General features: G+C 65.8%; 22 protein-coding genes and 1 pseudogene. 17 read left to right on the top strand and 6 right to left on the bottom strand.

Annotated elements, in window-relative coordinates; translation table 11 throughout:
* Nucleotides 1-46: 46 nt before the first annotated feature.
* Nucleotides 47-601, bottom strand: a complete 555-nt coding sequence (locus M1248_RS14375; protein ID WP_163728383.1) for a TetR/AcrR family transcriptional regulator — start codon at nt 599-601, stop codon at nt 47-49.
* A 78-nt stretch (nt 602-679) separates the two neighbouring features.
* Between M1248_RS14375 and M1248_RS14370 the strand changes: the two genes are divergently transcribed.
* The gene (locus M1248_RS14370) at nt 680-1498 is read left to right on the top strand and encodes an alpha/beta hydrolase (protein ID WP_317148765.1); all 819 of its coding nucleotides are present in this window, start codon (nt 680-682) and stop codon (nt 1496-1498) included.
* Here the strand turns inward: M1248_RS14370 and M1248_RS14365 are convergent.
* Nucleotides 1482-2180 carry a DUF5701 family protein gene (locus M1248_RS14365; RefSeq protein ID WP_317148764.1) on the bottom strand — a complete coding sequence of 233 codons (699 nt, stop codon included), beginning with the start codon at nt 2178-2180 and terminating at the stop codon, nt 1482-1484. The genes M1248_RS14370 and M1248_RS14365 overlap by 17 nt on opposite strands.
* On the opposite strand from M1248_RS14365, the gene M1248_RS14360 reads away from it, so the two are divergent.
* The 4 genes and pseudogenes from M1248_RS14360 (at nt 2179) to M1248_RS14345 (ending at nt 6612) form a co-directional block, all read left to right on the top strand.
* The gene (locus M1248_RS14360) at nt 2179-2850 is read left to right on the top strand and encodes a GntR family transcriptional regulator (RefSeq protein WP_163728391.1); all 672 of its coding nucleotides are present in this window, start codon (nt 2179-2181) and stop codon (nt 2848-2850) included. The two genes, M1248_RS14365 and M1248_RS14360, sit on opposite strands and share 2 nt — an antisense overlap.
* 57 nt (nt 2851-2907) lie before the next feature.
* Nucleotides 2908-4313, top strand: a pseudogene (locus M1248_RS14355) (allophanate hydrolase).
* Nucleotides 4310-5002 carry a cysteine hydrolase family protein gene (locus tag M1248_RS14350; RefSeq protein ID WP_163728397.1) on the top strand — a complete coding sequence of 231 codons (693 nt, stop codon included), beginning with the start codon at nt 4310-4312 and terminating at the stop codon, nt 5000-5002. The pseudogene M1248_RS14355 and the gene M1248_RS14350 overlap by 4 nt, the downstream one beginning before the upstream one ends.
* Nucleotides 5003-5013: 11 nt before the next feature.
* The gene (locus M1248_RS14345) at nt 5014-6612 is read left to right on the top strand and encodes a regulator (protein WP_317148763.1); all 1599 of its coding nucleotides are present in this window, start codon (nt 5014-5016) and stop codon (nt 6610-6612) included.
* Nucleotides 6613-6629: 17 nt separating this feature from the next.
* Here the strand turns inward: M1248_RS14345 and M1248_RS14340 are convergent, their stop codons facing one another.
* Complete coding sequence (locus M1248_RS14340; RefSeq protein ID WP_163728403.1) at nt 6630-7271, bottom strand: hypothetical protein; 642 nt, start codon at nt 7269-7271, stop codon at nt 6630-6632.
* Nucleotides 7272-7510: 239 nt separating this feature from the next.
* Here M1248_RS14340 and M1248_RS14335 point away from each other — a divergent pair, with 239 nt between their 5' ends.
* Genes M1248_RS14335 through M1248_RS14320 form a run of 4 tightly spaced genes read left to right on the top strand, consistent with a single transcriptional unit; the run spans nt 7511 to nt 10982 of the window.
* A complete protein-coding gene (locus M1248_RS14335; protein ID WP_317148762.1) occupies nt 7511-8098 on the top strand; it encodes a helix-turn-helix domain-containing protein in 588 nt (195 codons plus the stop codon).
* Nucleotides 8099-8114: 16 nt separating this feature from the next.
* Nucleotides 8115-9125 (top strand): hypothetical protein, encoded by a 1011-nt coding sequence (locus M1248_RS14330; RefSeq protein ID WP_410506667.1) that lies wholly within the window; start codon nt 8115-8117, stop codon nt 9123-9125.
* Nucleotides 9126-9183: 58 nt separating this feature from the next.
* Nucleotides 9184-9663 (top strand): nucleoside deaminase, encoded by a 480-nt coding sequence (locus tag M1248_RS14325; RefSeq protein ID WP_317148760.1) that lies wholly within the window; start codon nt 9184-9186, stop codon nt 9661-9663.
* Between the two features lie 29 nt (nt 9664-9692).
* A complete protein-coding gene (locus tag M1248_RS14320; protein WP_317148759.1) occupies nt 9693-10982 on the top strand; it encodes an alpha-amylase family protein in 1290 nt (429 codons plus the stop codon).
* Here the strand turns inward: M1248_RS14320 and M1248_RS14315 are convergent.
* Nucleotides 10957-11406: a DUF1810 domain-containing protein gene (locus M1248_RS14315; protein WP_232076108.1), complete on the bottom strand. Its 450-nt coding sequence runs from the start codon at nt 11404-11406 to the stop codon at nt 10957-10959. The two genes, M1248_RS14320 and M1248_RS14315, sit on opposite strands and share 26 nt — an antisense overlap.
* 53 nt (nt 11407-11459) lie before the next feature.
* Here M1248_RS14315 and M1248_RS14310 point away from each other — a divergent pair, with 53 nt between their 5' ends.
* From M1248_RS14310 to M1248_RS14295, 4 genes are all read left to right on the top strand, one after another.
* A complete protein-coding gene (locus M1248_RS14310) occupies nt 11460-13625 on the top strand; it encodes an adenylate/guanylate cyclase domain-containing protein (protein ID WP_317148758.1) in 2166 nt (721 codons plus the stop codon).
* The gene (locus M1248_RS14305) at nt 13622-15022 is read left to right on the top strand and encodes a mechanosensitive ion channel family protein (RefSeq protein WP_317148757.1); all 1401 of its coding nucleotides are present in this window, start codon (nt 13622-13624) and stop codon (nt 15020-15022) included. Before M1248_RS14310 ends, M1248_RS14305 begins: the two co-directional genes overlap by 4 nt.
* 8 nt (nt 15023-15030) lie before the next feature.
* Nucleotides 15031-16263, top strand: coding sequence for an alpha-hydroxy acid oxidase (locus M1248_RS14300; RefSeq protein ID WP_317148756.1), 1233 nt, complete (start codon nt 15031-15033; stop codon nt 16261-16263).
* A 214-nt stretch (nt 16264-16477) separates the two neighbouring features.
* Complete coding sequence (locus tag M1248_RS14295) at nt 16478-17473, top strand: esterase family protein (protein ID WP_163685128.1); 996 nt, start codon at nt 16478-16480, stop codon at nt 17471-17473.
* An 81-nt stretch (nt 17474-17554) separates the two neighbouring features.
* Here M1248_RS14295 and M1248_RS14290 read toward each other — a convergent pair whose 3' ends face one another.
* Nucleotides 17555-17920, bottom strand: coding sequence for a DUF1330 domain-containing protein (locus M1248_RS14290; RefSeq protein WP_317148755.1), 366 nt, complete (start codon nt 17918-17920; stop codon nt 17555-17557).
* 84 nt (nt 17921-18004) lie between these two features.
* On the opposite strand from M1248_RS14290, the gene M1248_RS14285 reads away from it, so the two are divergent.
* Nucleotides 18005-18610 carry a TetR/AcrR family transcriptional regulator gene (locus tag M1248_RS14285; protein ID WP_317148754.1) on the top strand — a complete coding sequence of 202 codons (606 nt, stop codon included), beginning with the start codon at nt 18005-18007 and terminating at the stop codon, nt 18608-18610.
* A 44-nt stretch (nt 18611-18654) separates the two neighbouring features.
* On the opposite strand, the gene M1248_RS14280 is transcribed toward M1248_RS14285, so the two are convergent.
* Nucleotides 18655-19392, bottom strand: coding sequence for an SDR family oxidoreductase (locus M1248_RS14280; protein WP_317148753.1), 738 nt, complete (start codon nt 19390-19392; stop codon nt 18655-18657).
* Nucleotides 19393-19512: 120 nt separating this feature from the next.
* Between M1248_RS14280 and lon the strand changes: the two genes are divergently transcribed.
* The 3 genes from lon (at nt 19513) to M1248_RS14265 (ending at nt 22973) form a co-directional block, all read left to right on the top strand.
* Entirely contained in the window at nt 19513-21852 is a 2340-nt protein-coding gene (lon, locus tag M1248_RS14275; protein WP_317148752.1) for an endopeptidase La, read from the top strand.
* 64 nt (nt 21853-21916) lie between these two features.
* The gene (locus M1248_RS14270; RefSeq protein WP_163728430.1) at nt 21917-22249 is read left to right on the top strand and encodes a TfoX/Sxy family protein; all 333 of its coding nucleotides are present in this window, start codon (nt 21917-21919) and stop codon (nt 22247-22249) included.
* Complete coding sequence (locus M1248_RS14265; protein WP_317148751.1) at nt 22215-22973, top strand: DUF72 domain-containing protein; 759 nt, start codon at nt 22215-22217, stop codon at nt 22971-22973. The genes M1248_RS14270 and M1248_RS14265 overlap by 35 nt, the downstream gene beginning before the upstream one ends.
* Nucleotides 22974-23006: the final 33 nt, after the last annotated feature.

The raw sequence follows: 23006 nt of genomic DNA, 5'->3' as shown, positions 1-23006 counted from the left end.
CACGTTCTAGTGAAGGTTGTCGAGTCACCCGGCGAGGGATGGCGCTTCACCCGACGAGATCATCGAGCGCCGCGCGGGCGGCGGCGACACGGCGGCCCCGCTCGAGTTCGATCAACGCGCACTCCGCCGTCGCGGCAACCCACAGTCGCGCCGCCTCCCGAGGGTGGGCACTGCCGAGCGCGGCGAAATCGGCGGCCACGACGTCGACATTCATCCGGTTGCGCCGCGTCACCTCGTCGGCGATCGGGAGATGGCCGCGGGCCTCCAGCAGCAGCGCCTTCACGCCGCGATCGCGAAGACAGGCATCGAGGTAGGTGTTCGCGGCGGCAGCCAGGCGGTCTCGACCCGGCTTCAGATCGGCGATGACGGCCGCCACCTCCTCGAAGAGCACGTCGTGGAAGCGGCGGTGCAGTGCGACCAGATAGGACACCCGATCCGGAAAGTGGTGGAAGAACGTGCCTTTCGACACGCCCGCTGCGGCCACCACGGCGTTGACGCTGAGCCCCTCGAGCCCGAGGTCCTCGGCGAGCACCAACCCCGTCTCGATCAGGTTCGCACGTGTCTGCTGGGCCGCTGCCACCCGCTTGTTGGCCGTTTCCACGCTGCCCTCCCTTGCCAGGACGTCGACTCCGGCCTAGTGTAGTTGACCGACCGACCGGTCAATGAAAGGCCCCGATCGATGCCCACTCTGCACACGTCACTGGGAACCGTCTCCTACACCGACGAGGGTTCGGGTCCACCGATCCTGCTGTTACACGCGGCGCTTCACGATCACACCGACTTCGACACCGTACGCGCAGACCTCGGCCGGGGCCGCCGTGTGCTCACCCTCGATTGGCCGGGTCACGGCGAGTCTCCCCTGCCCCCGGCGCCCTTGCGCGCCGTTCAACTCGGCGATCTGCTGGTCGAATTCGCCGACCGTCTCGAGCTGGACAATCTCGTTGTCGTCGGGAACTCCGTCGGCGGATACGCCGCATGCCGGCTCGCGCTCCAGCGCGGAGAACGGGTTTCGGGTGTGGTCCTCGTCAACACCGGGGGCTTCACGCCGCACAGCGTCGCCACCCGCACGCTGTGCGCGGCGATGGCGCGCACAGCCGTCGTCAAAGCCGTGTTTCCGGTCTTCGTCCGCGCATACATGCGACCGAAGACCCCGACGGACAAGGCCGTCACCCGCCGTGTCGTCGACCGGGCGAAAACCGTCGATGGCGCGAAAACAGCTGCGGCACTGTGGAAGAGCTTCGTCGAGCCCGGGCACGACCTGCGGGTGCGTGCCGCCAAGATAGCCGCACCGGTACTGATCACGTGGGGCGCCAAGGATCCGACCGCCCCGATGCGTTGGGGCAGGAAAGTCGCCGAGGCCATTCCCGGGTCGACGTTCGAAGCGTTCCCGACGGGACACGTCGTATTCTCGTCCGAGCCGGCGGCCTGGCTCGGTTCGGTGCTGCCGTTCGTCGACGCCGCGCACGGCGTCCGGTCGGACGTCAGCCGTCGACAGTGACCCTGCCGCCCGCCGATCCGAAGCCCAGCCAGCTGTGCCGATTGCCCGCCCAGCACCAGCCGACCTTGGGGGCGTCGCGGTTCGCCTTGCCGTCGCGGCCCGTGCCGTTACTGATCCACAGCGCAGGGGTCCTGGCGTCCACGGCGCCCGACGGCTTGGTGAGCCGGGACCCGATCGTCATGAAGCAGTGCCCTCGCTCCAGCGCATCCGGCTGGTGCAGCAGCCAGTGCACGCCCTCGGTGAGCGTCAGCGGCGTCCGTCCAGCATCGACGATCCCGGGCAGCGCCTCGTCTGGACTCCAGTTGGCCATGTCGTCACCGCGATCGAGGTCGAAGACCAGATACAGCGGTGCGTCCGGCACCTCGGCCGCCGGGATCGGGGCGAAATCGTCGACATCGGTCATGTCGCTGACCACGAAACCCGGCTTGCCCGCCCGGCGCAGCAGGGGTGTCAGCCTCGACGCAGGCACGAGGTCGTGATGAACGGCCAGGATCGATCCAGACCCGACGGCGTCACGGGCCGCGGCCCGCACTCGATCGGCGGGCAAACCCGCGATCCGGTGAACTCCGAATTCGATCAGTCGTTCGGCCTGTTCAGGGACGCTAGGCAGGGTCGCGGCGAGGGTCGGCACCTGCCCACAACGAAGCGAACCCGGCGAGAAGTTCCTACGATTGACCGCCATGGCTGCGCCACGGGTCGACAACGCGCGCGGCGCGCTGCCTGCCACGCTCGTGGAACTAGCCGAACACCGGCTGCGCGACGCCATCCTCAGCGGGGCCCTGGCGCCCGGAGAGAAGGTCGTCGAGGAGCAACTCTGCGCCGACCTCGGAATCAGCAGGGCGCCACTGCGAGAGGCGTTGCGGTTGCTCGCCCAACAAGGTCTGGTGGAACACTTCCCGCGCCGGGGCTCGCGGGTGGCGGAATGGTCGCCCACGGACATCCTGCAGTTGTTCGCCCTGCGTCACGTACTGGAATGCCACGCCATCGAAACGGCGCTGCCGCTCGCGGATCCCGAAGAGGCCCTGCGGCCCGTACGCGCTGCGTTGGACGCCATGCGCACCGCGACCGACGAGTTGGATCGCGACGACGCGCATCGTGCGTTCCATGCCGCGGTCGTCGGGCTTGCGTGCAATCGGCAACTCGACATCGCACTCGAGCCGGTCTTGCTCAAACTGCAGTTGCCGATGGCGATCAACATGCGGGCTGAGGCGCACCACCGCGACGCACGAGACGGTCTCGACCGGCATCGGGCCATCGTGACCGCACTCGCGACCAACGACCAATCGGTCGTCATCACCGCACTGCGCGAGCACGGACAATTCGACTATCTCGGCGCGCGACTGCAGCGCTAACACAAACGACACACGGCTGACCCGAGATCGCCACGATTCTGTCGACAATCGACAGTCATGGCTGACGTCGTGCACGGCCCGTCCATCGGACCTTCGGTCGCCGAGATCCTCGCATCGCACGCATCCGGGACCGGTTGCCCGACCAAGACCGCCGCCCGGGTCGCCGACGCCATCGCCGCGCGCGGTGACGACGGCACCTGGTTATCCACCGTGCCGCGCGAACAGCTGCTCGCCGCTGCCGAGGAGATCGAAAAGCGTCCCGGCGCAAGGACTTTGCCTCTCTACGGGGTGCCCTTCGGGGTCAAGGACAGCATCGACGTCGAGGGAGTCGCGACCACGTTGGCGTGCCCCGACTACGCCTACGTCGCGACGGCAACGGCACCGGTGGTGCAGCGGCTGCTCGACGCAGGCGCGCTCTATGTCGGCAAACCAACCTCGACCAGTTCGCGACCGGACTGAACGGCACCCGCACCCCGTACACGATTCCGCGCAGTGTGTACGGCGGCGATTTGATCTCCGGCGGGTCGAGTTCGGGCTCGGCGCTGGCCGTTGCGTTGGGACAGGTGCCGTTCGCGGTCGCCACCGACACCGCGGGATCCGGACGAGTCCCGGCCGCGCTCAACGGCGTCGTCGGGTTCAAACCGTCGCGCGGTCTGATCAGCACGGTCGGCCTTGTCCCGGCTTGCAAGTCGCTGGACTGCATCAGCCTGATGGCGGGATCGATCGACGACATCGACCGCGTTTTCGACGTGGTGGCCGGACGCGACAACCGCGATGCCTGGTCGCGAGACCGGGGCCCGGGCTACCGCGGTGCGCCGATCCGCGTCGGATTGCCAGCAGCCGAAGATCTGGAATTCTTCGGCGACACGGTCATGCGCGATGCGCACATGTCGTTCCGGGCGCAGATGTCTCGCACCTGCACCGTCGTCGATGTTCCACTGGAGCCGTTTTTGGCGGCCGGCTCTCTGCTGTATCAAGGTCCGTGGGTCGCCGAACGTCTGGTGGAGTTCGGTGATTTCCTTGCTGCGCAACCGGATTCCATCCTCCCGGTGGTGCGGTCGATCCTGCAGGGCGGGCGGAAGTACACGGCGGTCGAGACATTCGCGGCGCTGCAGCGGCTGGCCGATCTCAAAGCCTCGGTGGCGCGGTTGTGGCAGTCGATGGACGTGCTGGTCCTGCCGACGGTCGGTACGACGTTCACCGTCGATGAGGTGCTCGAGGCGCCCATCGACTGCAACACGATGCTGGGCCACTACACCCATTTCGGGAATCTGCTCGATCTGCTCGGTGTCGCGATTCCGTTGGGGACCACACCGGACGGCCGTCCCTACAGCGCAATGCTGCTCGGCGCCGCCCAGACCGACGACACGGTTCTCCAACTCGCGGCGAGGCTGCTCGACGAACCGCGTGCACCGTCGTACTCCACATCCATCGATCCCGTCGCCGCCGAGGAGCACGTATGAGCCAGCCCGTAGAGGTCACCGCGGAACCGTCGCCGTTCGCGCTCATCGCCGGTAAGACGGCGCTGATCGTCATAGACATGCAACGGGACTTTCTGTTGCCCGGCGGTTTTGGGGAAAGTCTCGGCAACGATGTCGGCCAGTTGCAGAAGGTCGTACCACCACTGGCGACGTTGATCGCGGCGGCCCGGTCGGCGGGGATCATGGTGATCCACACCCGCGAGGGGCACCGCCCGGATCTGTCGGATTGTCCGCCGGCCAAATTGAACCGCGGAGCGCCGTCCAAGCGGATCGGCGACCCGGGCACGTACGGGCGCATCCTTATTCGCGGCGAATACGGCCACGACATCGTCGACGAGCTCGCCCCCATCGACGGTGAGCTTGTCATCGACAAGCCGGGTAAGGGTGCGTTCTACGCCACCGACTTGCAGGACGCGCTCGCGGGAGCGGGTATCACGCAGTTGCTGATCACCGGGGTCACCACCGAGGTCTGCGTGCACACCACCACCCGAGAGGCCAACGACCGCGGCTACGAGTGTCTCGTCGTATCCGATTGTGTGGGTTCGTATTTCCCCGAATTTCAGCGAGTCGGCCTGGAAATGATCAAGGCCCAGGGCGGCATCTTCGGCTGGGTTGCCGACACCGCCGCGATTGTTCCGGCATTGCAAACACTGACCGCCACGGCCGCCTGAAGGGATCCGACATGAGCACCGACGTAACCAACCCCCTTGCCGACCCATCGGTCGATCCGCCCCAGAAGTCGTCGATCCCGTGGTGGACCCGTGGCGACCTCAACGCATTCTTCGGACTCGGATTCAACATCCTGGTCAATGTCCTGACCCTGACCGCGCTGATGATCGGGGTGATCGCTGTACCGGCAGGCGACGTGCTGGGCACCGTTCTGCCGGCGCTGGGCGTCGCGCTGATCCTGGGAAACCTGTACTACACGTTCCTCGCGCGCCGACTTGCCCGGCGGGAGAACAGAACCGACGTCACCGCGCTCCCCTACGGGCCCAGTGTGCCGCACATGTTCATCGTGATCTTCGTCGTGATGCTGCCGGTGTACCTGAACACCGACGACCCGCTACAGGCCTGGCAGGCCGGGTTGGCGTGGGCCTTCCTGATCGGTGTGATCGTGATGATCGGTGCGTTCGTCGGCCCCTACATCCGCAAACTGACGCCCCGGGCCGCGATGCTCGGCACGCTGGCCGGCATCTCGATCACGTTCATCTCGATGCGGCCCGCCGCGCAGATGTGGGAGGTGGCGTGGATCGGTCTTCCGGTGCTCGCCATCATCCTGATCGGCTTCTTCACCGACGTGAAGTTGCCCGGCAACATCCCGGTGGGACTGGTCGCGCTGTTGGTGGGAACGGCGATCGGATGGGCCGGCGGCTACATGTCAGCACCGGACGTCGGGCAGGCGGTTTCCGATATCGCGATCGGCATACCGGACCTGCGAGTCGACATGCTGTTCAACGGCCTCGCCGACCTCGCGCCGCTCCTCGGGACCGCAATCCCGTTGGGCGTCTACAACTTCACCGAAGCGATGAGCAACGTGGAAAGCGCTGCGGCCGCGGGCGACAACTACAACCTGCGCAGCGTGCTACTGGCCGACGGCGCCGGCGCAGTCGTCGGATCGGCGTTCGGCTCACCGTTCCCGCCAGCGGTCTACATCGGACACCCAGGATGGAAGGACGCAGGCGGCCGGGCCGGCTACTCACTGGCCAGCGGCATCGTGATCGGTGTGCTCTGCTTCGTCGGCCTGTTCGGTGTCCTCGACGCACTGCTGCCGGTCCCCGCGATCGTGCCGATTCTGCTCTACATCGGTCTGCTCATCGGGGCGCAGGCGTTTCAGGCGGTACCTCGGCTGCACGCCATAGCCGTGGTCGCCGCGATTCTGCCGAACCTCGCGCAATGGGCCCACGGCCTCATCGACAATGCGTTGAACGCGGCCGGTACCTCGGCGGCCGAGGTAGGTATGGACGCGCTCAACGGCGCGGGCGTCGTCTACGAAGGACTCAAGACCCTGGGCGAAGGCGCGGTGCTCGTCGGCCTGATCCTCGGCACCATGGTGACGTTCATCCTCGAGAAGAAGTTCCGCTACGCCGCCATCGCCTCGGCGGTCGGAGCGGTGCTGTCGTTCATCGGGCTCATACACGCACCCGAGGTGTCATGGGCCGCCAGCCCGGCGGTCGCGCTCGGATACGTGTTGTTCGGCGTCGTCTGCGTCGCGTACGCATTTCTGCCGGGCGCCAGGGAGCCGGTCGAGGTCGACGAATCCGACACAGTGGCGGGCCACTGATCCGACACAGTGGCGGGCTACTCCTCGGGCAGATTGTCTGCGATGAGCGTCGCCTGCTGCATCGCAATGTCCTGCGCTTGTTCCGGCGGAACCGGGTCGTTCGGTGCGCTCTCGAAGTTCATCGACACCAAGGCTTTGCCCTGGGTGAACAGAAGTACGGTCACCGCTTTGCTGCCGTCAGGTGAGGTACCGATCGCCATGACACCCTGGTCGCCAACCTCGACCGGTGCGGGCGCACCGGTGACCACGGTGTTCATCGTGGCCGAGTTGCTCTGAAAATTCGACTCGGCGGCTGCGACATCGGGAAAGACGAGGATGGTGTCGATGATCTGCCGGTGGCCTTCAGGACTCGAATAGACCTGCGCCGCGCCGGGGTTCCCGCCCGGGTTCAACTGCACACCACCCGGAGTGGCGATGTCAGGACCGATATCGGTCGGCGGAAGGAGTAGTGAGCCGTAATCGCTCGGCTCCGCGGCGGGCGTGCTGGCCTCCGCCGAGGTGGACTCCTCCGAGGTAGTGGCCTCGGCGGATGTGGTCGTGGACGTCGCAGAAGTCGACGACTCCGACGCCGAGTCGTCCGACTTGCTGCAGCCGGCGGCGACCCCGATGATCAGCGCCGCGACGGCCAAGCTCGTCGCCGACGAACGTGCGATATCCATGGAATTCCTCTCGGAGGCAGAAACGGCCAAGACTGACCGGCGGATATAGATCTACAGCACCGTCAATAAATTCGCTATCCCGATCGCGAAATCAACTCCCGCGTGTCGAGTGCACTCGCAGCGGTGTCATTGCATGTAACACCGAGTTTTGAGGCCGACGTCACGTCGGCACGCCAGGGTGTGTTAGCTAACCTAGATTTTCGTAGTCAGTTGTCCATGAAATAACCTAGGCTCGATCCGTGGCCACCCGCACCCAAAGCGCCGACCCGCGCGCCGAGCGCGTACGAGCCAAGTTGATCGACGCGGCATTCGCGCTGGCCCATGAACGCCCGGTCGATCAGCTCACCGTCGGCGATCTCGTGGCACGGGCCGGCGTCAGCAGGCAGGTCTTCTACCGGCACTTCGCCGACCGCGACGACGCGGTCGCCACAGCGTTCGTCATCGCCTTCGCGGCCGCGACCGCCCATGTGGACGACGAACCGAGATCCCGGATTCTGCGGGTCTTCGGGCTCGCCGCCGAACACCGCGCGATGTACCGCAACGTCGTGCCCAGTCCGGTGGCCCAGAAGGTGGTCGCCGCGTTCCGCGGCGAACTCCTCCCGGCATGTGAGGAGTTGGCCGCCCGAGCCCTACCCGTCGTCGGAGCCGCCGCGGGCCTCGAACCCGGAGCGGTCAGCCGCTTCTTGGTGGGTGGATTCCAGGAGGTACTGCGGTCATGGATGGAAGACCCCAGCGAATCGGGCCAAGCCGTTGATCTCCTCGGCCGGGTGACCGTAGCGCTCGACACCGTCGACGCGCTGCTTTCCCGCCCGCACTTCACGACCTGAACAGAAAGGATCCACCGTGGGCAAGCACCACGCTCCCCTCGTCGGGAGAATCGATATTCAGCCTTCGCGCAGGGACATTCGCAACATGGCAGTGGTCATGGCGGCGCTCGCGGTGTTCGTCATCGCGATGATCGCCAGCTACTCGGGCGCCTTCGCCAAACCGACGCTGCACCACCTGAACATCGCCATTGCAGCACCACAGCAACTCGTGGACGGGGTCCGCGGGCAGGACGCGCTCGGCGTCACGCAGGTGGTCGACGCGGCCGCGGCACGCGATCAGGTCTTCCAGCGCAAGACAGACGCGGCATTCGTCGTCGACGCGCCCGGCCACCTGGACATCTATGTGGCCGGTGGCGGCGGCCGAAGCGTCGCGGCCGCCGCCGAGACGGTCGGACGTGGCATCGCCGCCGAGGCCGGGCTGACGGCAGATGTCACCGACGTCGCCCCGACCAACGCGGCCGACCCGCAGGGCACCGTCGTGTTCTACGCCGTCATCTTCCTGTCGATCGGCGCCTCGGTGGGCGCCACGATCTTCGGGCGAATGATGGGCAACGTGCACAAGCCGTCCACATTTGCTTGGCGCACATTGAGTCTCGTTGCGTACTCGCTGGTGCTGGCAGGTGGTGTGACCCTGTATGTCGACGTGATCCTCGGCGCGCTCACCGGACACACCTGGCAGGTGTTCGGCGCGCTCTTCGTCTACGCGATGGCGGTCGCGGGAGCGGTGACCGGCGTTGCGGCAGCGTTCGGCACCGTGGCCTCTGCGGCACTCACGGCGTTCCTCGTGATCATCGGCAACGCCGCCGCGGCAGGCCCTGTCGGCAAGCCACTGTTGTCCGGCTTCTACACGACGTTCAACGCGATCGTGCCCCAAGGCTCCGGCGTCGCGCTGCTGCGCAGTGTCGAGTACTTCGGCACGAACGGTGCAGCGAGCTCGCTCGCCACCCTGCTCGCCTGGGCTGCGGCCGGATGCGTGCTGGCCATTGGCGCCGCCATGATCCGATCCGGCACGTTTCGCAACGCCTGACGTCCGTGCCCGGTACGCGGGCCTCCTGACTGATCGCCAATCCGTAAGCTTCTTGATTGTGGCCATCGACGACCATGATCTTGAACGCCTGGGCCGTTGTGTCGAACTCGCGCGCGAAGCACTCGAAGACGGTGACCAGCCGTTCGGGTCGATCCTCGTCGATGCCGACGGTCGGATCCGATTCGAGGACCGCAACCGCGTCAAGGACGGTGACCACACCCGCCACCCCGAATTCGCGATTGCGCGGTGGGCCGTCGAGAAGCTCTCCCCCGCCGAACGGATCACCGCGACGGTGTACACCTCCGGCGAGCACTGCCCGATGTGCGCGGCGGCGCACGCGTGGGTCGGCTTGGGCCGCATCGTCTATGCGACATCGTCGGAACAGTTGACCCAGTGGCTGGCCGAGTGGGGTGCGACACCGCCGCCGGTGGCGCCGCTCCCCATCACCGCCGTCGCACCGCACGTCGAGGTGGACGGCCCGGCGGCCGAATACGCGGATGAGATGAAGGCACTCTACGAAGCGAAGTTCCGGCCTTGACAGGGTCTTCGGGCGGGCGCTCATCCGCAATGGAACCGGCCTGGGTGGAGCACGCGATCTGGTGGCAGGTCTACCCGTTGGGCTTCGTCGGGGCGTACCCGGCCGGCATACCCCCGGCCGCCACTGAGCATCGACTGCGCCGCGTGGTCGAATGGCTGGATCACGTCATCGGCCTCGGCGCCTCGGGGCTGGCGCTCGGTCCGATATTCGCCTCGCGCACCCACGGCTACGACACCACCGACCATTACCGGATCGATCCCCGCCTCGGCGACGACGGCGACTTCGATCACCTGATCGCCGAGGCGCGCAGCCGCGGTCTGCGCGTGTTGCTCGACGGCGTCTTCAACCACGTAGGTACCGAATTCGCCAATACCTCGTGGTTCCGCAAGCAGCGCAACGGTTCTGGGTTCGACACGTTCGAAGGCCACGGCGACTTGATCGCGCTCGATCACGACAACCCAGAAGTCGTCGACTACACCGTCGACGTCATGTCGCACTGGCTGGGCCGCGGCGCCGACGGCTGGCGGTTGGATGCCGCCTACGCCGTCCCCGACCGGTTCTGGGCGCAGGTGCTTCCCCGCGTTCGGTCGGCCTTCCCCGAGGCGTGGTTCGTCGGGGAAGTCATTCACGGCGACTACTCGGCGCGGGTGCGTGACGCGGGCTTCGACTCCGTGACGCAGTACGAACTGTGGAAAGCGATCTGGAGCGGCCTAAACGACGGGAACTTTCACGAGATCGACTGGGCGCTGGTACGACACAGCGAATTCCTCGACGCCTTCGTGCCGATGACGTTCGTCGGCAATCACGACGTGACCCGCATCGCCAGCCGGTTGGAGAACACCAAACACCTGGCACACGCGCTCGTCCTCCTGCTGACTACCGGAGGCACGCCGAGCATCTACGCGGGCGACGAGTTCGCCTACCGCGGAATCAAAGAGGAGCGATTCGGCGGCGATGATGCGGTGCGACCCGAATTCAGTTCTCCGCCAGACGGTGTCGACCAACATGGTCGGGACGAGTTCCGACTGCACCAATACCTGATCGGATTACGCAGACGACATCCGTGGCTGCACACCGCGCGCACGTCGCCGCTGCAACTGACCAACCGGCAGTACGTGTACCAGACGCGCAACGGTGCCGACGCGCTTGTCGTCGCGCTCAATATCGGCGACGAGCCGCTGTCCGCCTCCCTGCCGCAGCTGGGCTTCGACCATGGCATCATTCTCGCCGGGTCGGGGGCACCACCACAGGACGTCGTTTCTCAGGTGGATGTCGAGCCGCACGGCTGGTTGATCATCTCGCCAGCTGCTCGGCAGTGAGCTCATCCTCCACACCGTCGTAGAGCCGATCCAGCACGGCACGAAAGTCGGCTTGCACTTCGGCGGACTCGGCGGCTCGGGCGAACAACGTCATCGACGACCGCACCTTCATGTTGTCGGGCCAGCCGAAGATGTCGTCGGCCGAGGCGCCCTGGATGCCGGCTACGACACGCGCACATTCTCGCAGCCGGGGGCCGAGCACCGGGTGATCGAGATACGCCCTGGCCTCGTCCAGTGAGGTGATGCTGTACCGGATCGCCGTCGGGCTGCGCCCGAGACCCTGTAGTTGGGGAAAGACGAACCAGATCCAGTGGCTGCGTTTGCGGCCGCTGCGCAGTTCATCCAGGGCCGTCGCATACGCACGGTGCTGGGCATCGACAAAGCGTTGCAGGTCGAATGGATCCGCTGCTTCCGATGACAACAATTTGTCTACAGCCCCCTCTTCGGCAAGTTTTGCAGGATAGTGTTTGCGATTCAATGACGACATCGAATGATCCGGAATCGTCGACGACGGCTGAGCCGGTCAAGAAATCCAGAAATTTTCGACTACCCGTCGCGTCGAGGGTCAGCATTCAGTCGAAGCTCTTGATGATGCTTCTCATCACCAGCGTCCTGTCGGCGGCCGTGGTCGGTGCGATCGGATACCAGTCGGGCAGGTCGTCGCTGCGCGAGTCGGTGTTCGACCGCCTCACCGAGATCCGCCAGTCGCAGAGCCGCCAGCTGCGAGAAGGCATCGGAGACCTGAAGGACTCCCTCGTCGTCTACTCGCGGGGAGCCACGTCGACGCAGGCCGTCCAAGCCTTCACGGCCGGCTTCGATCAACTCAACGCCGCGAATATCAGCGTGGCCCAACAGCAGTCCATCGTCGACTACTACACCAACCAGTTCGCACCGACGAAGAAGAAGGCCGGCGAGGAGGTCGACGTCGAGGCGGTGCTGCCGGACACGAATGCTCAGCGCTACCTCCAGGCGTACTACACCGCACCGTTCTCGGATTGGGACAAGGCGATCGCGTTCGACGATGCCGGCGACGGGAGTGCATGGTCGGCGGCCAACGCCCGCTACAACGACTTCTACCGGGAGATCGTCACGCGGTTCGAGTTCGAGGACGCGTTGCTGTTCGACACCCGGGGCAACATCGTCTACACCGCCTACAAGGGCGTCGATCTGGGCACCAACATCTTCAGCGGCCCCTTCAAGGGCGGTCCCCTGGCCGCCGCCTACCAGGAGGCGCTCGATTCGAACACCGTGGACTACGTCGGCCTGACCGACTTCGGGGAGTACGAACCGGCCGACGAGCCGACCGCATGGTTCCTGTCGCCGGTCGGCCCCCAGGGCCGGGTAGACGGGGTGCTGGCCCTGCAGTTCCCGATCTCCAAGGTGAACCGCCTGATGACGATGGACCGCAAGTGGCAAGAGTCCGGCATGGGCGAGACGGGCGAGACGTTCATCGTCGGCGACGACGACTTGATGCGGTCGGATTCGCGCCTGTTCATCGAGGACCCCGAAGCATACAAACGCGACGTCGTCGAGGCGGGCACTCCACCGGACATCGCCCAGGAGGCGATCGACCGGGGCGGCACGACGCTGATACAGCCCGTGCCCACGGACGCCACCAAACTCGCACAGCGGGGACAATCGGGCACACTGATCGCCCAGGACTATCTCGGCAAAGAGACGTTGCAGGCCTACGCCCCCGCCGATCTCGAGGGCTTGCGGTGGAACGTGATCGCCAAGATCGACACATCGGAGGCGTTCGCCCCGGTATCCGCGTTCACCCGCACACTGGTGCTGTCGACGGTCGTGATCATCTTCGTCGTCTGTCTTGCCGCGATGCTGCTTGCCCGATTGTTCGTGCGACCCATCCGCCGGCTCGAAACCGGTGCCCAGAAGATCAGTTCGGGCGACTACAACATCAACCTCCCGGTGCATTCGCGCGACGAGTTCGGTGATCTCACCGTCGCCTTCAACGATATGAGCCGCAACCTGGCCATCAAGGAGGATTTGCTCGCCGAGCAACGCCGGGAGAACGACCGGCTGATGCTGTCCCTGATGCCGGAGCCGGTCGTTCAGCGGTACCGGGAGGGCGAGGAGACCATCGCCCAGGACCACAATGACGTCACGGTGATCTTCGCCGACGTCGTCGGGCTCGACGCCCTGTCACGTGATCTGAACTCCGACGAGCTCCTCACGATCGTCAACAAGCTGACACGCCAATTCGATGCCGCGGCAGAGAATCTCGGTGTCGAGCAGGTACGCACCCTGCACAACGGTTACCTCGCCAGTTGCGGGCTGAGTGTGCCCCGACTCGACAACGTCAGGCGCACTGTCGATTTCGCTATCGAGATGCAGCGAATCATCGAAAGATTCAACGCCGAGACCGGACACGACCTCAGCCTGCGGGCCGGCATCGACACCGGCACGGTCACCAGCGGCCTGGTGGCGCGGTCCACTCTCGCCTATGACATGTGGGGGTCGGCGGTGAACCTCGCCTATCAGGTGCAGAGCGGCTCGCCACAACCCGGCGTGTACGTCACCTCGGCCGTTTACGACACGATGCGCGACAGCCGCAAGTTCGAATCCGCGGGCGTGATCACCGTCGATGGTGAAGAACAACCTGTCTGGCGGTTGGCGCATCAATGACCAGCATTTTCGATTCGGAGTGGTTTTACTGGGCCATCGCGGTTGCCATCGGCTTCCCCGTATGCCTGGTGCTCCTGACCGAGTTACACAATGCGCTGCTGCGCCGCAACAACGCACTTGCCCGCCCGGTGCATCTGGTGCGCAACTATATTCTGCCCCTCGGTGCGTTGCTGATCCTGCTGGTGCAGGCCATCCAGATCAACGGAGAAGCGACGCCGGTGCGCGTCGTCGCCACCGTCTTCGGTTTCGTCGTCCTGGTCCTGCTGTTGTCCGGCCTCAACGCGACGATGTTCCAGGGCGCTCCGGAGGGCAGTTGGCGCAAGCGAATTCCGTCGATTTTCCTCGACGTGGCCCGGTTCGCGGTGATCGCCGTCGGCGTCGGCATCATGCTCGCTTACATCTGGGGCGCCAACGTCGGCGGCCTGTTCACGGCGCTGGGCGTGTCGTCGATCGTCCTCGGCCTTGCACTGCAGAATTCGGTTGGACAGATAATCTCGGGGTTGCTCTTGTTGTTCGAGCAGCCGTTTCAATTGGGTGATTGGATCGACGCTCCGACCGCGCGGGGCCGGGTGGTCGAAGTCAACTGGCGCGCAACGCATATCGACACCGGCAGCGGCATGATGATCATGCCCAACTCGGCCTTGGCCGCGGCGTCGTTCAAGAACTTCAGCCGGCCTGCGGGCACCCACGCCTTGAGCGTCACCACCACCTTTTCGGTCGACGATCCGCCCGATGACGTCATCGCCATGCTCAACCGGGTGGCCGCCATGCTGCCGCAACTGCGACCGGGCGCGACGCCGTCCAGCGTTCGATCCGGCGCGATGGAGTACAGCACTGGAGTACCGGTGCGCTCCCCTGCCGACGACTTCGCCGCCAAATCACAGTTCATGCGCTGGGTTTGGTACGCATCGCGACGAGCCGGTCTCCATCTCGACGAGGCCGAGGACGAGTTCGCGACCACCGAGCGGGTGCAGACATCGTTGCGGATCATCGCACCCACCCTGCGGCTGAGTCCGGAGGACCAAGAGGACCTGGTGACACGAGTGCGCCTTACCCGGTACGGCGCCGACGAGTACCTCCAGTACTCCGGTCAGGTACCCAAGCGAATGACGTTCATCGTCAACGGGAGGGTTCGACTCGCGGTGACCGACGATACCGGTGGGATCGTGCCGGTGCGGACGCTCGAATCGGGCGACTTCCTCGGCCAGACGGCCCTGACCCTCGAACCGGTCACCGCTGCCGCATATGCGCTCGAGGAAGTGACCGTGCTGCGGTTCGACCGCGACGTCATCGAGGACCTGGTATCGAAAAAGCCGGTGCTGCTGCAGGACTTCGGTCGGGCGATCGAAGAACGGCGCGAGAGCCTGCGGCGGGCCCTGGCCGCCGCGCAGGACTGAGCTCTGCGATGAAGCGCCGACTGCCGCGACCACGTGAGCTGGCACCGCTGCTGCAATTCCGTAAGCCGGACCTGAACGTCACGCGCCGCCGTCTCGACAGCGCGCTGACGATCGAGGACCTGCGCCGTATCGCCAAACGTCGCACGCCGAAGGCGGCGTTCGACTACACCGACGGTGCCGCCGAGGAGGAGTTGTCACTGGCGCGGGCGCGACAAGCGTTCCGCGACATCGAATTCCACCCGACCATCCTGCGCGACGTCGCCAAAGTCGACACCGGCGCGACCGTACTCGGCGACCGCGTTGCCCAGCCGTTCGGGATCGCGCCCACCGGATTCACCAGGTTGATGCATACCGAGGGTGAGATCGCCGGCGCACACGCCGCCGCCCGTGCGGGCATCCCGTTCTCGTTGTCCACCTTGGGCACCACCTCCATTGAACAGGTCAAAGCTGCAAACCCACACGGACGCAACTGGTTCCAGCTGTACATGTGGAAGGACCGGGACCGGTCGATGGCGCTGGTCGAGCGGGCCGCAGCGGCGGGATTCGACACGCTGCTCGTGACGGTGGACGTTCCCGTCGCGGGGGCCCGCCTCCGCGACACTCGCAACGGTATGTCGATTCCGCCGGCGCTGACGCTGCGTACGGTCCTGGACGCGATACCGCACCCCCGCTGGTGGTTCGACCTGCTGACCACCGAACCATTGTCGTTCGCATCGCTGGACCGATGGCCCGGCACGGTCGCCCAGTACCTGGACAGCATGTTCGATCCGACGGTGACATTCGACGATCTGGCCTGGATCAAGTCGCAGTGGCCGAACAAGTTGGTGGTCAAGGGGATTCAGACCCTCGAGGACGCCAGATCGGTCGTCGACCTCGGTGCCGACGGGATCCTGCTGTCAAACCACGGCGGCCGTCAACTGGACCGCGCGCCCGTCCCCTTCCATTTGTTGCCACGCGTGGCCGCGGAGCTCGGACGCGACACCGAGGTTTTGCTGGACACCGGCATCATGTCCGGCGCTGACGTCGTGGCGGCCATCGCGCTGGGCGCGCGGTTCACCTTGGTCGGTCGCGCCTATCTATACGGTCTGATGGCCGGCGGCGAGGCGGGCGTCGACCGCGCCATCGAGATCCTGTCAGGGCAGGTCAGCCGCACCATGGCGCTGCTCGGGGTGACGTCCCTCGCCGAATTGGAACCGCGCCACGTAACACAGCTGCACCGACTGAGACCCGGCTTGTCGTAACCGCTCGCTAATTCACTCCAGTCACAGTATTCACACAGGCCACAGCACAAATCGGCGATTGCTGAGTCCTCGCCGAGTCGGAATCGTTAGCCAACCGCGATATCGCAACCGAGTGTTGAGCATCCGAACTCGCCCGGCCCACGTGTTTCATTACGCAGGCAGAGCAATGGCAAAGGCTTTGCGCCAGGTGATGAAAGGTGGGTTGGTTGCCGTTATGAAGGTCTTTGAGAGGTTTCGGAGTAAGTGGTTCCGCAGGCTGGCGGTGAGCGCCGTTGCGGCGGCGACTCTGCCCGGGCTGATCGGCTTCGTCGGGGGTTCGGCGACAGCTGGTGCGTTCTCCCGGCCGGGTCTGCCGGTCGAGTATCTGGATGTGTTCTCCCCGTCGATGAACCGCAACATCCGCGTGCAGTTCCAGGGCGGAGGTCCGCATGCGGTGTACCTGCTCGACGGACTGCGGGCGCAGGACGATTTCAACGGCTGGGACATCAACACCCCGGCCTTCGAGTGGTACTACCAGTCGGGTCTGTCGACAGTCATGCCCGTCGGTGGCATGTCGAGCTTCTACACCGACTGGTATCAGCCGTCACGGGGTAACGGCCAGGATTACACCTACAAGTGGGAGACGTTCCTGACGAACGAGCTGCCCGCTTGGCTGGAGGCCAACAAGGGTGTCTCGCAGCTCGGCAACGCGGTGGTCGGCATTTCCATGGCCGGCGCCACGGCGCTGACGTACTCGATCTATCACCCGCAGAAGTTCATCTACGCCGCATCGCTGTCGGGCTTCCTGAATCCGTCCGAGGGCTGGTGGCCGATGTTGATCGGGCTGGCGATGAACGACGCGGGCGGCTACAACGCCGAGAGCATGTGGGGTCCGTCCTCGGATCCGGCGTGGAAGCGGAACGACCCGATGGTCAACATCAATCAGCTGGTCGCCAACAACACCAGGGTCTGGATCTACTGCGGCTCCGGTACGCCGTCGGACCTGGATACCAGCGGTGGCGGCGGCAACATGATGGCCGCGCAGTTCCTCGAGGGACTGACGCTGCGCACCAACGTCAGCTTCAAGGACAACTACGTCGCGGCTGGCGGCACCAACGGTGTGTTCAACTTCCCGCAGCAGGGCACGCACAGCTGGGGCTACTGGGGCCAGCAGCTCGAGATGATGAAGCCCGATATCCAGCGGGTGCTGGGGGCGCAAGCCACCGCATAAGTTCCACCCACTACAGGGAGCCTGCCGTAACCCCCGAACGGCAGGCTCCCTGGCATTTGTGCGTGATCTGCACCCGATCTGTCAGATCGCGGGCTTCGTCGGCTGCAGCACGGTATCGGCCACCGCCTCGGCCCGCAGGTGTTCGAAGCTCTGGTAGTCGGGGTCGTTGACCATGTCGACGAAATGCTTACGGCTGGGATACCGCACCAGGACCACCATGTCCCAGTCGTCTCCCCCAACGGCGACCAACGGCACGTCGCCCGTGCCGCCGTAGACGATCGTGACGCCGTAGCGCTCTTTGACGCCGGACGCGACGAACTGCTCCATGTACTCCGTATACCTGTCGGCGCCGTCGGCGGCGAAGCGCAGCAGGTTGAGCATCACCACGGGACCGTTTGGGTCCGCGGCGACAAAGCGCTGAAGCGATGAGGGATCTAGGCCAGGCATGCGTTCACTCCTTGAGTCGACAACTTACTTGCTGTACGTCACGTAAGTTAGTTCGTGCCTCTGACAAGTTCTGCAGGTGACACCATGGCGGTCATGCGTAAGCGGCGCACGCAGGTGCAACGACGTGGTGAGACTCAGCGTCGGGTACTCGACGCTGCCACGGAGCTCGTCGCCGCTCGCGGATCGCGCGCCGTCTCGCTGGCAGCTGTCGGGGCGGCCGCGGGCTACAGCCGCGGCATCGTCAACCACCACTTCGGCACCAAGACGCGCTTGCTCGAGGCGCTCATCCGGCACACCCAGCAGTTCGATGTCCCCGACGATGCGCCGACCGGATTGGGACGGCTGACAGCCTTCATCGCGGCCTATCTCGGCGGGATGTGGGATCGGACGCCGCGCTCGGAGGCGTTCCTCAGGCTGTGGGCGGAGGCCGCGGGAGCAGAACCGGCGCTGGCACCACTGTTCATCGAGCGGGACGCGGCGTTCAAAGCGTCGGTTGCGCAATATATCCGGGACGGTCAGGCCGACGGCTCCATCCGTGGCGATGCTCGCCCTGACACGGCCGCCCTGGCGATCATTGGCCAATTGCGTGGCGCGGCGATGCTCGCGTTCTCGACAGCGCGCGACGTGCCGATTGCCGACCTCACCAAGGAGGTCCTACGGCTCGTCGAACAAGGTCTGGCGGCGCGCTGACTGCGGTGCCGGTATTGAGATGGCCACACCGGTGACCGCTGTGACTAACCCTGAACGGTCGGCCGGATGGTGATCTCCCCGATCTCGACGTCGTGGGGCTGCTCGATCGCGAACGCGATGGCCCTGGCGACCGCTTCAGGCGCAAGGCCGAATGCGTCCATGCTGGAACGTATCTGGGCCCGGATCGCGGGGTCGTCAATCGTGCTGTCGAGCTCGGTCGACACGAATCCCGGGTTGATCGATGTGGTTCGGACGACGCCATCGGTGGACTCCGCACGAAGCGCCTCCATCACCGTGCGAACCGCATTCTTGGTTGCCGCATAGATCCCCATGGTCGGCGTGATCTTCAGCCCCGCCGTCGACACCGTCGTCACGACGTGGCCTCTGCCCTGCCGTTGGAAAACCGGCATCGCTGCCGCGATGCCGTACAGCACACCGTTCACGTTGACGTCGATCATGGCCGCCCAGCCGTCGACGTTGCCGTCTGCGATCGGCCCGAGATCGCTGATGCCTGCGTTGTTCACGAGCACATCAAGCCGGCCGAACCTGTCGATCGCCGTTTGCACGAGGCGTTCGAGATCGTTTCGGCGCGTCACGTCCGTCGCTACCGTGACGATCTCGGCGCAACCGAGGTCGCGGGCGATCCGATCGAGGCGGTCCGTGCGGCGGGCGCCGAGGACCAGCGCAGCGCCACGCGATCCGAGGAGGCGGGCGGTGGCCTCTCCGATGCCACTGCTTGCGCCGGTGATGGCGATTACTTTTCTCGGGCTCGGGTTGGTCATACCCAGCTACGACGGTGGCGCGAGATGCGCTATTCCCTGGACGAACGTCGGCAGGGACGGTGCGGGAACAAACCCGCCCCTCCCAAGGTTGAGTCGATCTGACTGAACTTTGGAGGAACCATGGCTGAAGCCAAATCAGTGCCGGTGCTGTTCCTGACCGAATCGATCGTGCTGCCGGGAATGGTCGTGCCGATCGAGCTGGACGACGCGGCCCGTGCCGCCGTCGACGCAGCACAGGCGAGCGAGTCCGGTGAGCTACTCATCGCGCCTCGCCTGGAGGACCGGTACGCCACGCACGGCGTGCTGGCATCGATCGTGCAGGTCGGCCGCATTGCGGGTGGCAGTGGTACCGCGGCGGTGGTGCGCGGCACCAAGCGGGCTCACATCGGCGCGGGCGCCAACGGCCCCGGCGCCGCGTTGTGGGTCGAGGTGACCGAGGTCGAAGAGGTCGAACCGACCGACGATGTCCGCGCGCTGGCCGCCGAGTACAAGAAGCTGCTGCTGGCGATGCTGCAGCGCCGCGAGGCCTGGCAGATCATCGACTTCGTGAACCAGCTCACCGATCCGTCGGCGTTGGCCGACACGGCCGGCTACGCGTCGTACCTGACTCAGGTGCAGAAACGTCAGCTGCTGGAGACCCCCGATGTCGCTGAGCGGCTGAAGGCGCTCATCGAGTGGACCGGCGATCATCTGGCCGAGGTCGAGGTCACCGACAAGATCGCCGACGACGTGCGCGAAGGCATGGAGAAGACACAGAAGGAGTTCCTGCTGCGTCAGCAACTCAACGCCATCCGCAAGGAGCTGGGCGAGGGTGAACCCGATGGGTCCGACGACTACCGCGGCCGCATCGAGGCCGCCGATTTGCCCGAGAAGGTCCGCGAAGCCGCGCTGCGCGAGGTTGGCAAGCTGGAACGCTCCAGCGAGCAGAGTCCCGAGGGTGGCTGGATCCGGACCTGGTTGGACACCGTGCTGGACCTGCCGTGGAACGTCACGACCGAGGACTCCACCGACCTGAAGTCGGCACGGGAGATCCTCGACGCCGACCACCACGGTTTGGAGGACGTCAAGGACCGCATCGTCGAGTACCTGGCGGTTCGCGCTCGACGCGCACAGCGAGGGATGGCCGTCGTCGGTGGTCGCGGTTCCGGCGCCGTCATGGTGCTGGCCGGGCCCCCCGGTGTCGGTAAGACATCGCTCGGTGAGAGCGTGGCGCGGGCGTTGGGCCGCAAGTTCGTTCGCGTCGCCCTCGGTGGCGTGCGCGACGAGGCCGAGATCCGTGGCCACCGTCGCACCTACGTCGGTGCACTGCCCGGCCGGATCGTGCGCGCGATCGGCGAGGCGGGATCGATGAACCCCGTCGTGCTGCTCGACGAGATCGACAAGGTCGGCTCCGACTATCGCGGCGATCCGTCTGCCGCCCTGCTCGAGGTGCTGGACCCGGCGCAGAACCACACGTTCCGCGACCACTACCTGGAGCTGGATCTGGACTTGTCGGACGTCGTGTTCCTGGCGACGGCCAACGTGATCGAGAACATCCCGTCGGCCCTGCTGGACCGGATGGAGCTGATCCAAATCGACGGCTACACCGAGGACGACAAGGTCGCCATCGCACGGGACTTCCTGCTGCCCCGGCAGCGCGAGCGTGCGGCGCTGACCGAAGCCGAGGTGACGGTGACCGAGGACGCGTTGCGCAAGATCGCGGCCGACTACACCCGCGAGCCGGGCGTGCGGCAGTTCGAGCGTCTGCTGGCCAAGGCGTTGCGCAAGGCGACAACGAAGTTGGCCGAAGCCGACGATGCACCGCTGACGATCGACGAGCCGGATCTCGTCGACTACCTGGGTCGCCCGCGCTTCCTGCCGGAAGCCGCGGAACGCACGGCGGTGCCCGGTGTGGCCACCGGGCTGGCGGTCACGGGACTGGGCGGCGATGTGCTCTACATCGAAGCCGGGGCGACCGACGGCGAGGCTGGGCTGCAGCTGACCGGTCAGCTCGGTGACGTGATGAAGGAGTCCGCGCAGATCGCGCTGTCCTATGTGCGGGCACACGCCGAGCAGCTGGGTGTGGACCCGAAGTCTCTGGACCGCAGGATCCATGTGCACGTGCCCGCGGGCGCGGTGCCCAAGGACGGTCCATCGGCCGGCGTGACGATGGTGACGGCGCTGGTGTCGATGGCCACCGGGCGGCAGGTCCGCTCCGATGTCGGCATGACCGGTGAGGTGACGCTCAACGGCCGTGTGCTGCCGATCGGCGGCGTCAAGCAGAAGCTGCTGGCTGCGCAACGAGCTGGATTGTCAACGGTTTTCATCCCCCAGCGCAACGAGGCCGACCTGGACCCAGAACATGGCGGGGTCCCGGCCGACGTGCTCGAGTCGCTGGAGGTCAAGCCGATGGTCGACGTCGCCGACATCATCGCGCAGGCACTGGTGCCTGCCGAGGATACGGCGGTGGCGGCGGCCTAGCGCCGCATGTAACGCCATGGCGCGAATTCCGCCGGAATCGCGCCATGGCGTTACGGTCGGCTTCATGGCCTACGACGAGGACCTGGCTCACCGCGTTCGAGAGCTTGTCGCAGGCGAGCGCGGTGTCGAGGAGAAGCGGATGTTCGGCGGGCTGGCATTCCTCATCGGCGGCAACATGTCGGTGTGCGTGAGCGGCCAGGGCGGTCTCATGGTGCGGGTGCCGCGCGACGACACCGAGAAGCTGCTGGCACGCGAACACGTCGAACCGATGGTCATGGCCGGACGAGAGACCCGAGGCTGGTTGCGGGTATCCGTGGAGGGTGTCAAAACCAAACGCCAGTTGCAGGGCTGGGTGACTCGGGGTGTCGACTACGCCAAGAGCCTCCCGCGCAAGTGACGCTGTTCGCGTCGGCACGTCCGGATGGTCCTATGACCACTGGGCGGGCGTTCTGTATCCGCCGAAACTGCCGGTGGCCAAGCGGCTGGCGACGTATGTCCAGGAGTTCGACTCCGTTGAGCTGAACGCCAGCTTCTACCGATGGCCGAAGGACTCCACCTTCGAGGGCTGGCGCGACAGGCTGCCCGACGGTTTCACGATGTCGGTCAAGGCTCAGCGGGGGCTCACCCACTACCGAAGGCTGCGTTCGCCCGAACCGTGGGTGGAGCGGTTCGAGCGCAGCTGGACCGCGCTCGGTGACCGGCGAGAAGCGCTGCTCGTCCAGCTGCATCCGGAGCAGGAACGCGACGACGACCGGCTGTCCCACTTCCTCACCGTGATGCCCGACTGGATTCCGGTGGCCATGGAATTGCGGCATCCGTCCTGGAACGACGAGGCCGTCTATGCGCTGCTGGAACAACACGGCGCCGCGTACGTGGTGATGAGCGGTCCCGGCCTGGCATGTGTCCCGCGGGCGACGAGCTCTCTCGTCTACATCCGCCTGCACGGACCGCCGCAGGACTCGATCTATGCGGGCTCCTACACCGACGACGAGCTGCGCGAATGGGCCGACAGGATCGCCGGCTGGCACGAGGAGGGACGACGGGTGGTGGTGTACTTCAACAACGACCTGGGTGGACACGCCATCCGCAATGCGCGAAAGCTCAAAGACCTGTTGGCCTGATCCACCACGCCATGTCCCGAGTAAGCTCAGGTG

It is taken from the genome of Mycobacterium sp. 29Ha (assembly GCF_032883055.1).
Classification (GTDB): Bacteria; Actinomycetota; Actinomycetes; order Mycobacteriales; family Mycobacteriaceae; genus Mycobacterium; species Mycobacterium gallinarum.
Note: the sequence above shows the minus strand (reverse complement) of the source record. Positions and strands in the feature narration are given on the sequence as shown.

Coding starts and splice junctions, on each gene's coding strand:
- M1248_RS14370 (WP_317148765.1), top strand. CDS start 680: ATGCCCACTCTGCACACGTCACTGGGAACCGTCTCCTACACCGACGAG.
- M1248_RS14360 (WP_163728391.1), top strand. CDS start 2,179: ATGGCTGCGCCACGGGTCGACAACGCGCGCGGCGCGCTGCCTGCCACG.
- M1248_RS14365 (WP_317148764.1), bottom strand. CDS start 2,180: ATGGCGGTCAATCGTAGGAACTTCTCGCCGGGTTCGCTTCGTTGTGGG.
- M1248_RS14350 (WP_163728397.1), top strand. CDS start 4,310: ATGAGCCAGCCCGTAGAGGTCACCGCGGAACCGTCGCCGTTCGCGCTC.
- M1248_RS14345 (WP_317148763.1), top strand. CDS start 5,014: ATGAGCACCGACGTAACCAACCCCCTTGCCGACCCATCGGTCGATCCG.
- M1248_RS14340 (WP_163728403.1), bottom strand. CDS start 7,271: ATGGATATCGCACGTTCGTCGGCGACGAGCTTGGCCGTCGCGGCGCTG.
- M1248_RS14320 (WP_317148759.1), top strand. CDS start 9,693: ATGGAACCGGCCTGGGTGGAGCACGCGATCTGGTGGCAGGTCTACCCG.
- M1248_RS14310 (WP_317148758.1), top strand. CDS start 11,460: ATGACGACATCGAATGATCCGGAATCGTCGACGACGGCTGAGCCGGTC.
- M1248_RS14305 (WP_317148757.1), top strand. CDS start 13,622: ATGACCAGCATTTTCGATTCGGAGTGGTTTTACTGGGCCATCGCGGTT.
- M1248_RS14300 (WP_317148756.1), top strand. CDS start 15,031: ATGAAGCGCCGACTGCCGCGACCACGTGAGCTGGCACCGCTGCTGCAA.
- M1248_RS14295 (WP_163685128.1), top strand. CDS start 16,478: ATGAAGGTCTTTGAGAGGTTTCGGAGTAAGTGGTTCCGCAGGCTGGCG.
- M1248_RS14290 (WP_317148755.1), bottom strand. CDS start 17,920: ATGCCTGGCCTAGATCCCTCATCGCTTCAGCGCTTTGTCGCCGCGGAC.
- M1248_RS14285 (WP_317148754.1), top strand. CDS start 18,005: ATGGCGGTCATGCGTAAGCGGCGCACGCAGGTGCAACGACGTGGTGAG.
- M1248_RS14280 (WP_317148753.1), bottom strand. CDS start 19,392: ATGACCAACCCGAGCCCGAGAAAAGTAATCGCCATCACCGGCGCAAGC.
- lon (WP_317148752.1), top strand. CDS start 19,513: ATGGCTGAAGCCAAATCAGTGCCGGTGCTGTTCCTGACCGAATCGATC.
- M1248_RS14270 (WP_163728430.1), top strand. CDS start 21,917: ATGGCCTACGACGAGGACCTGGCTCACCGCGTTCGAGAGCTTGTCGCA.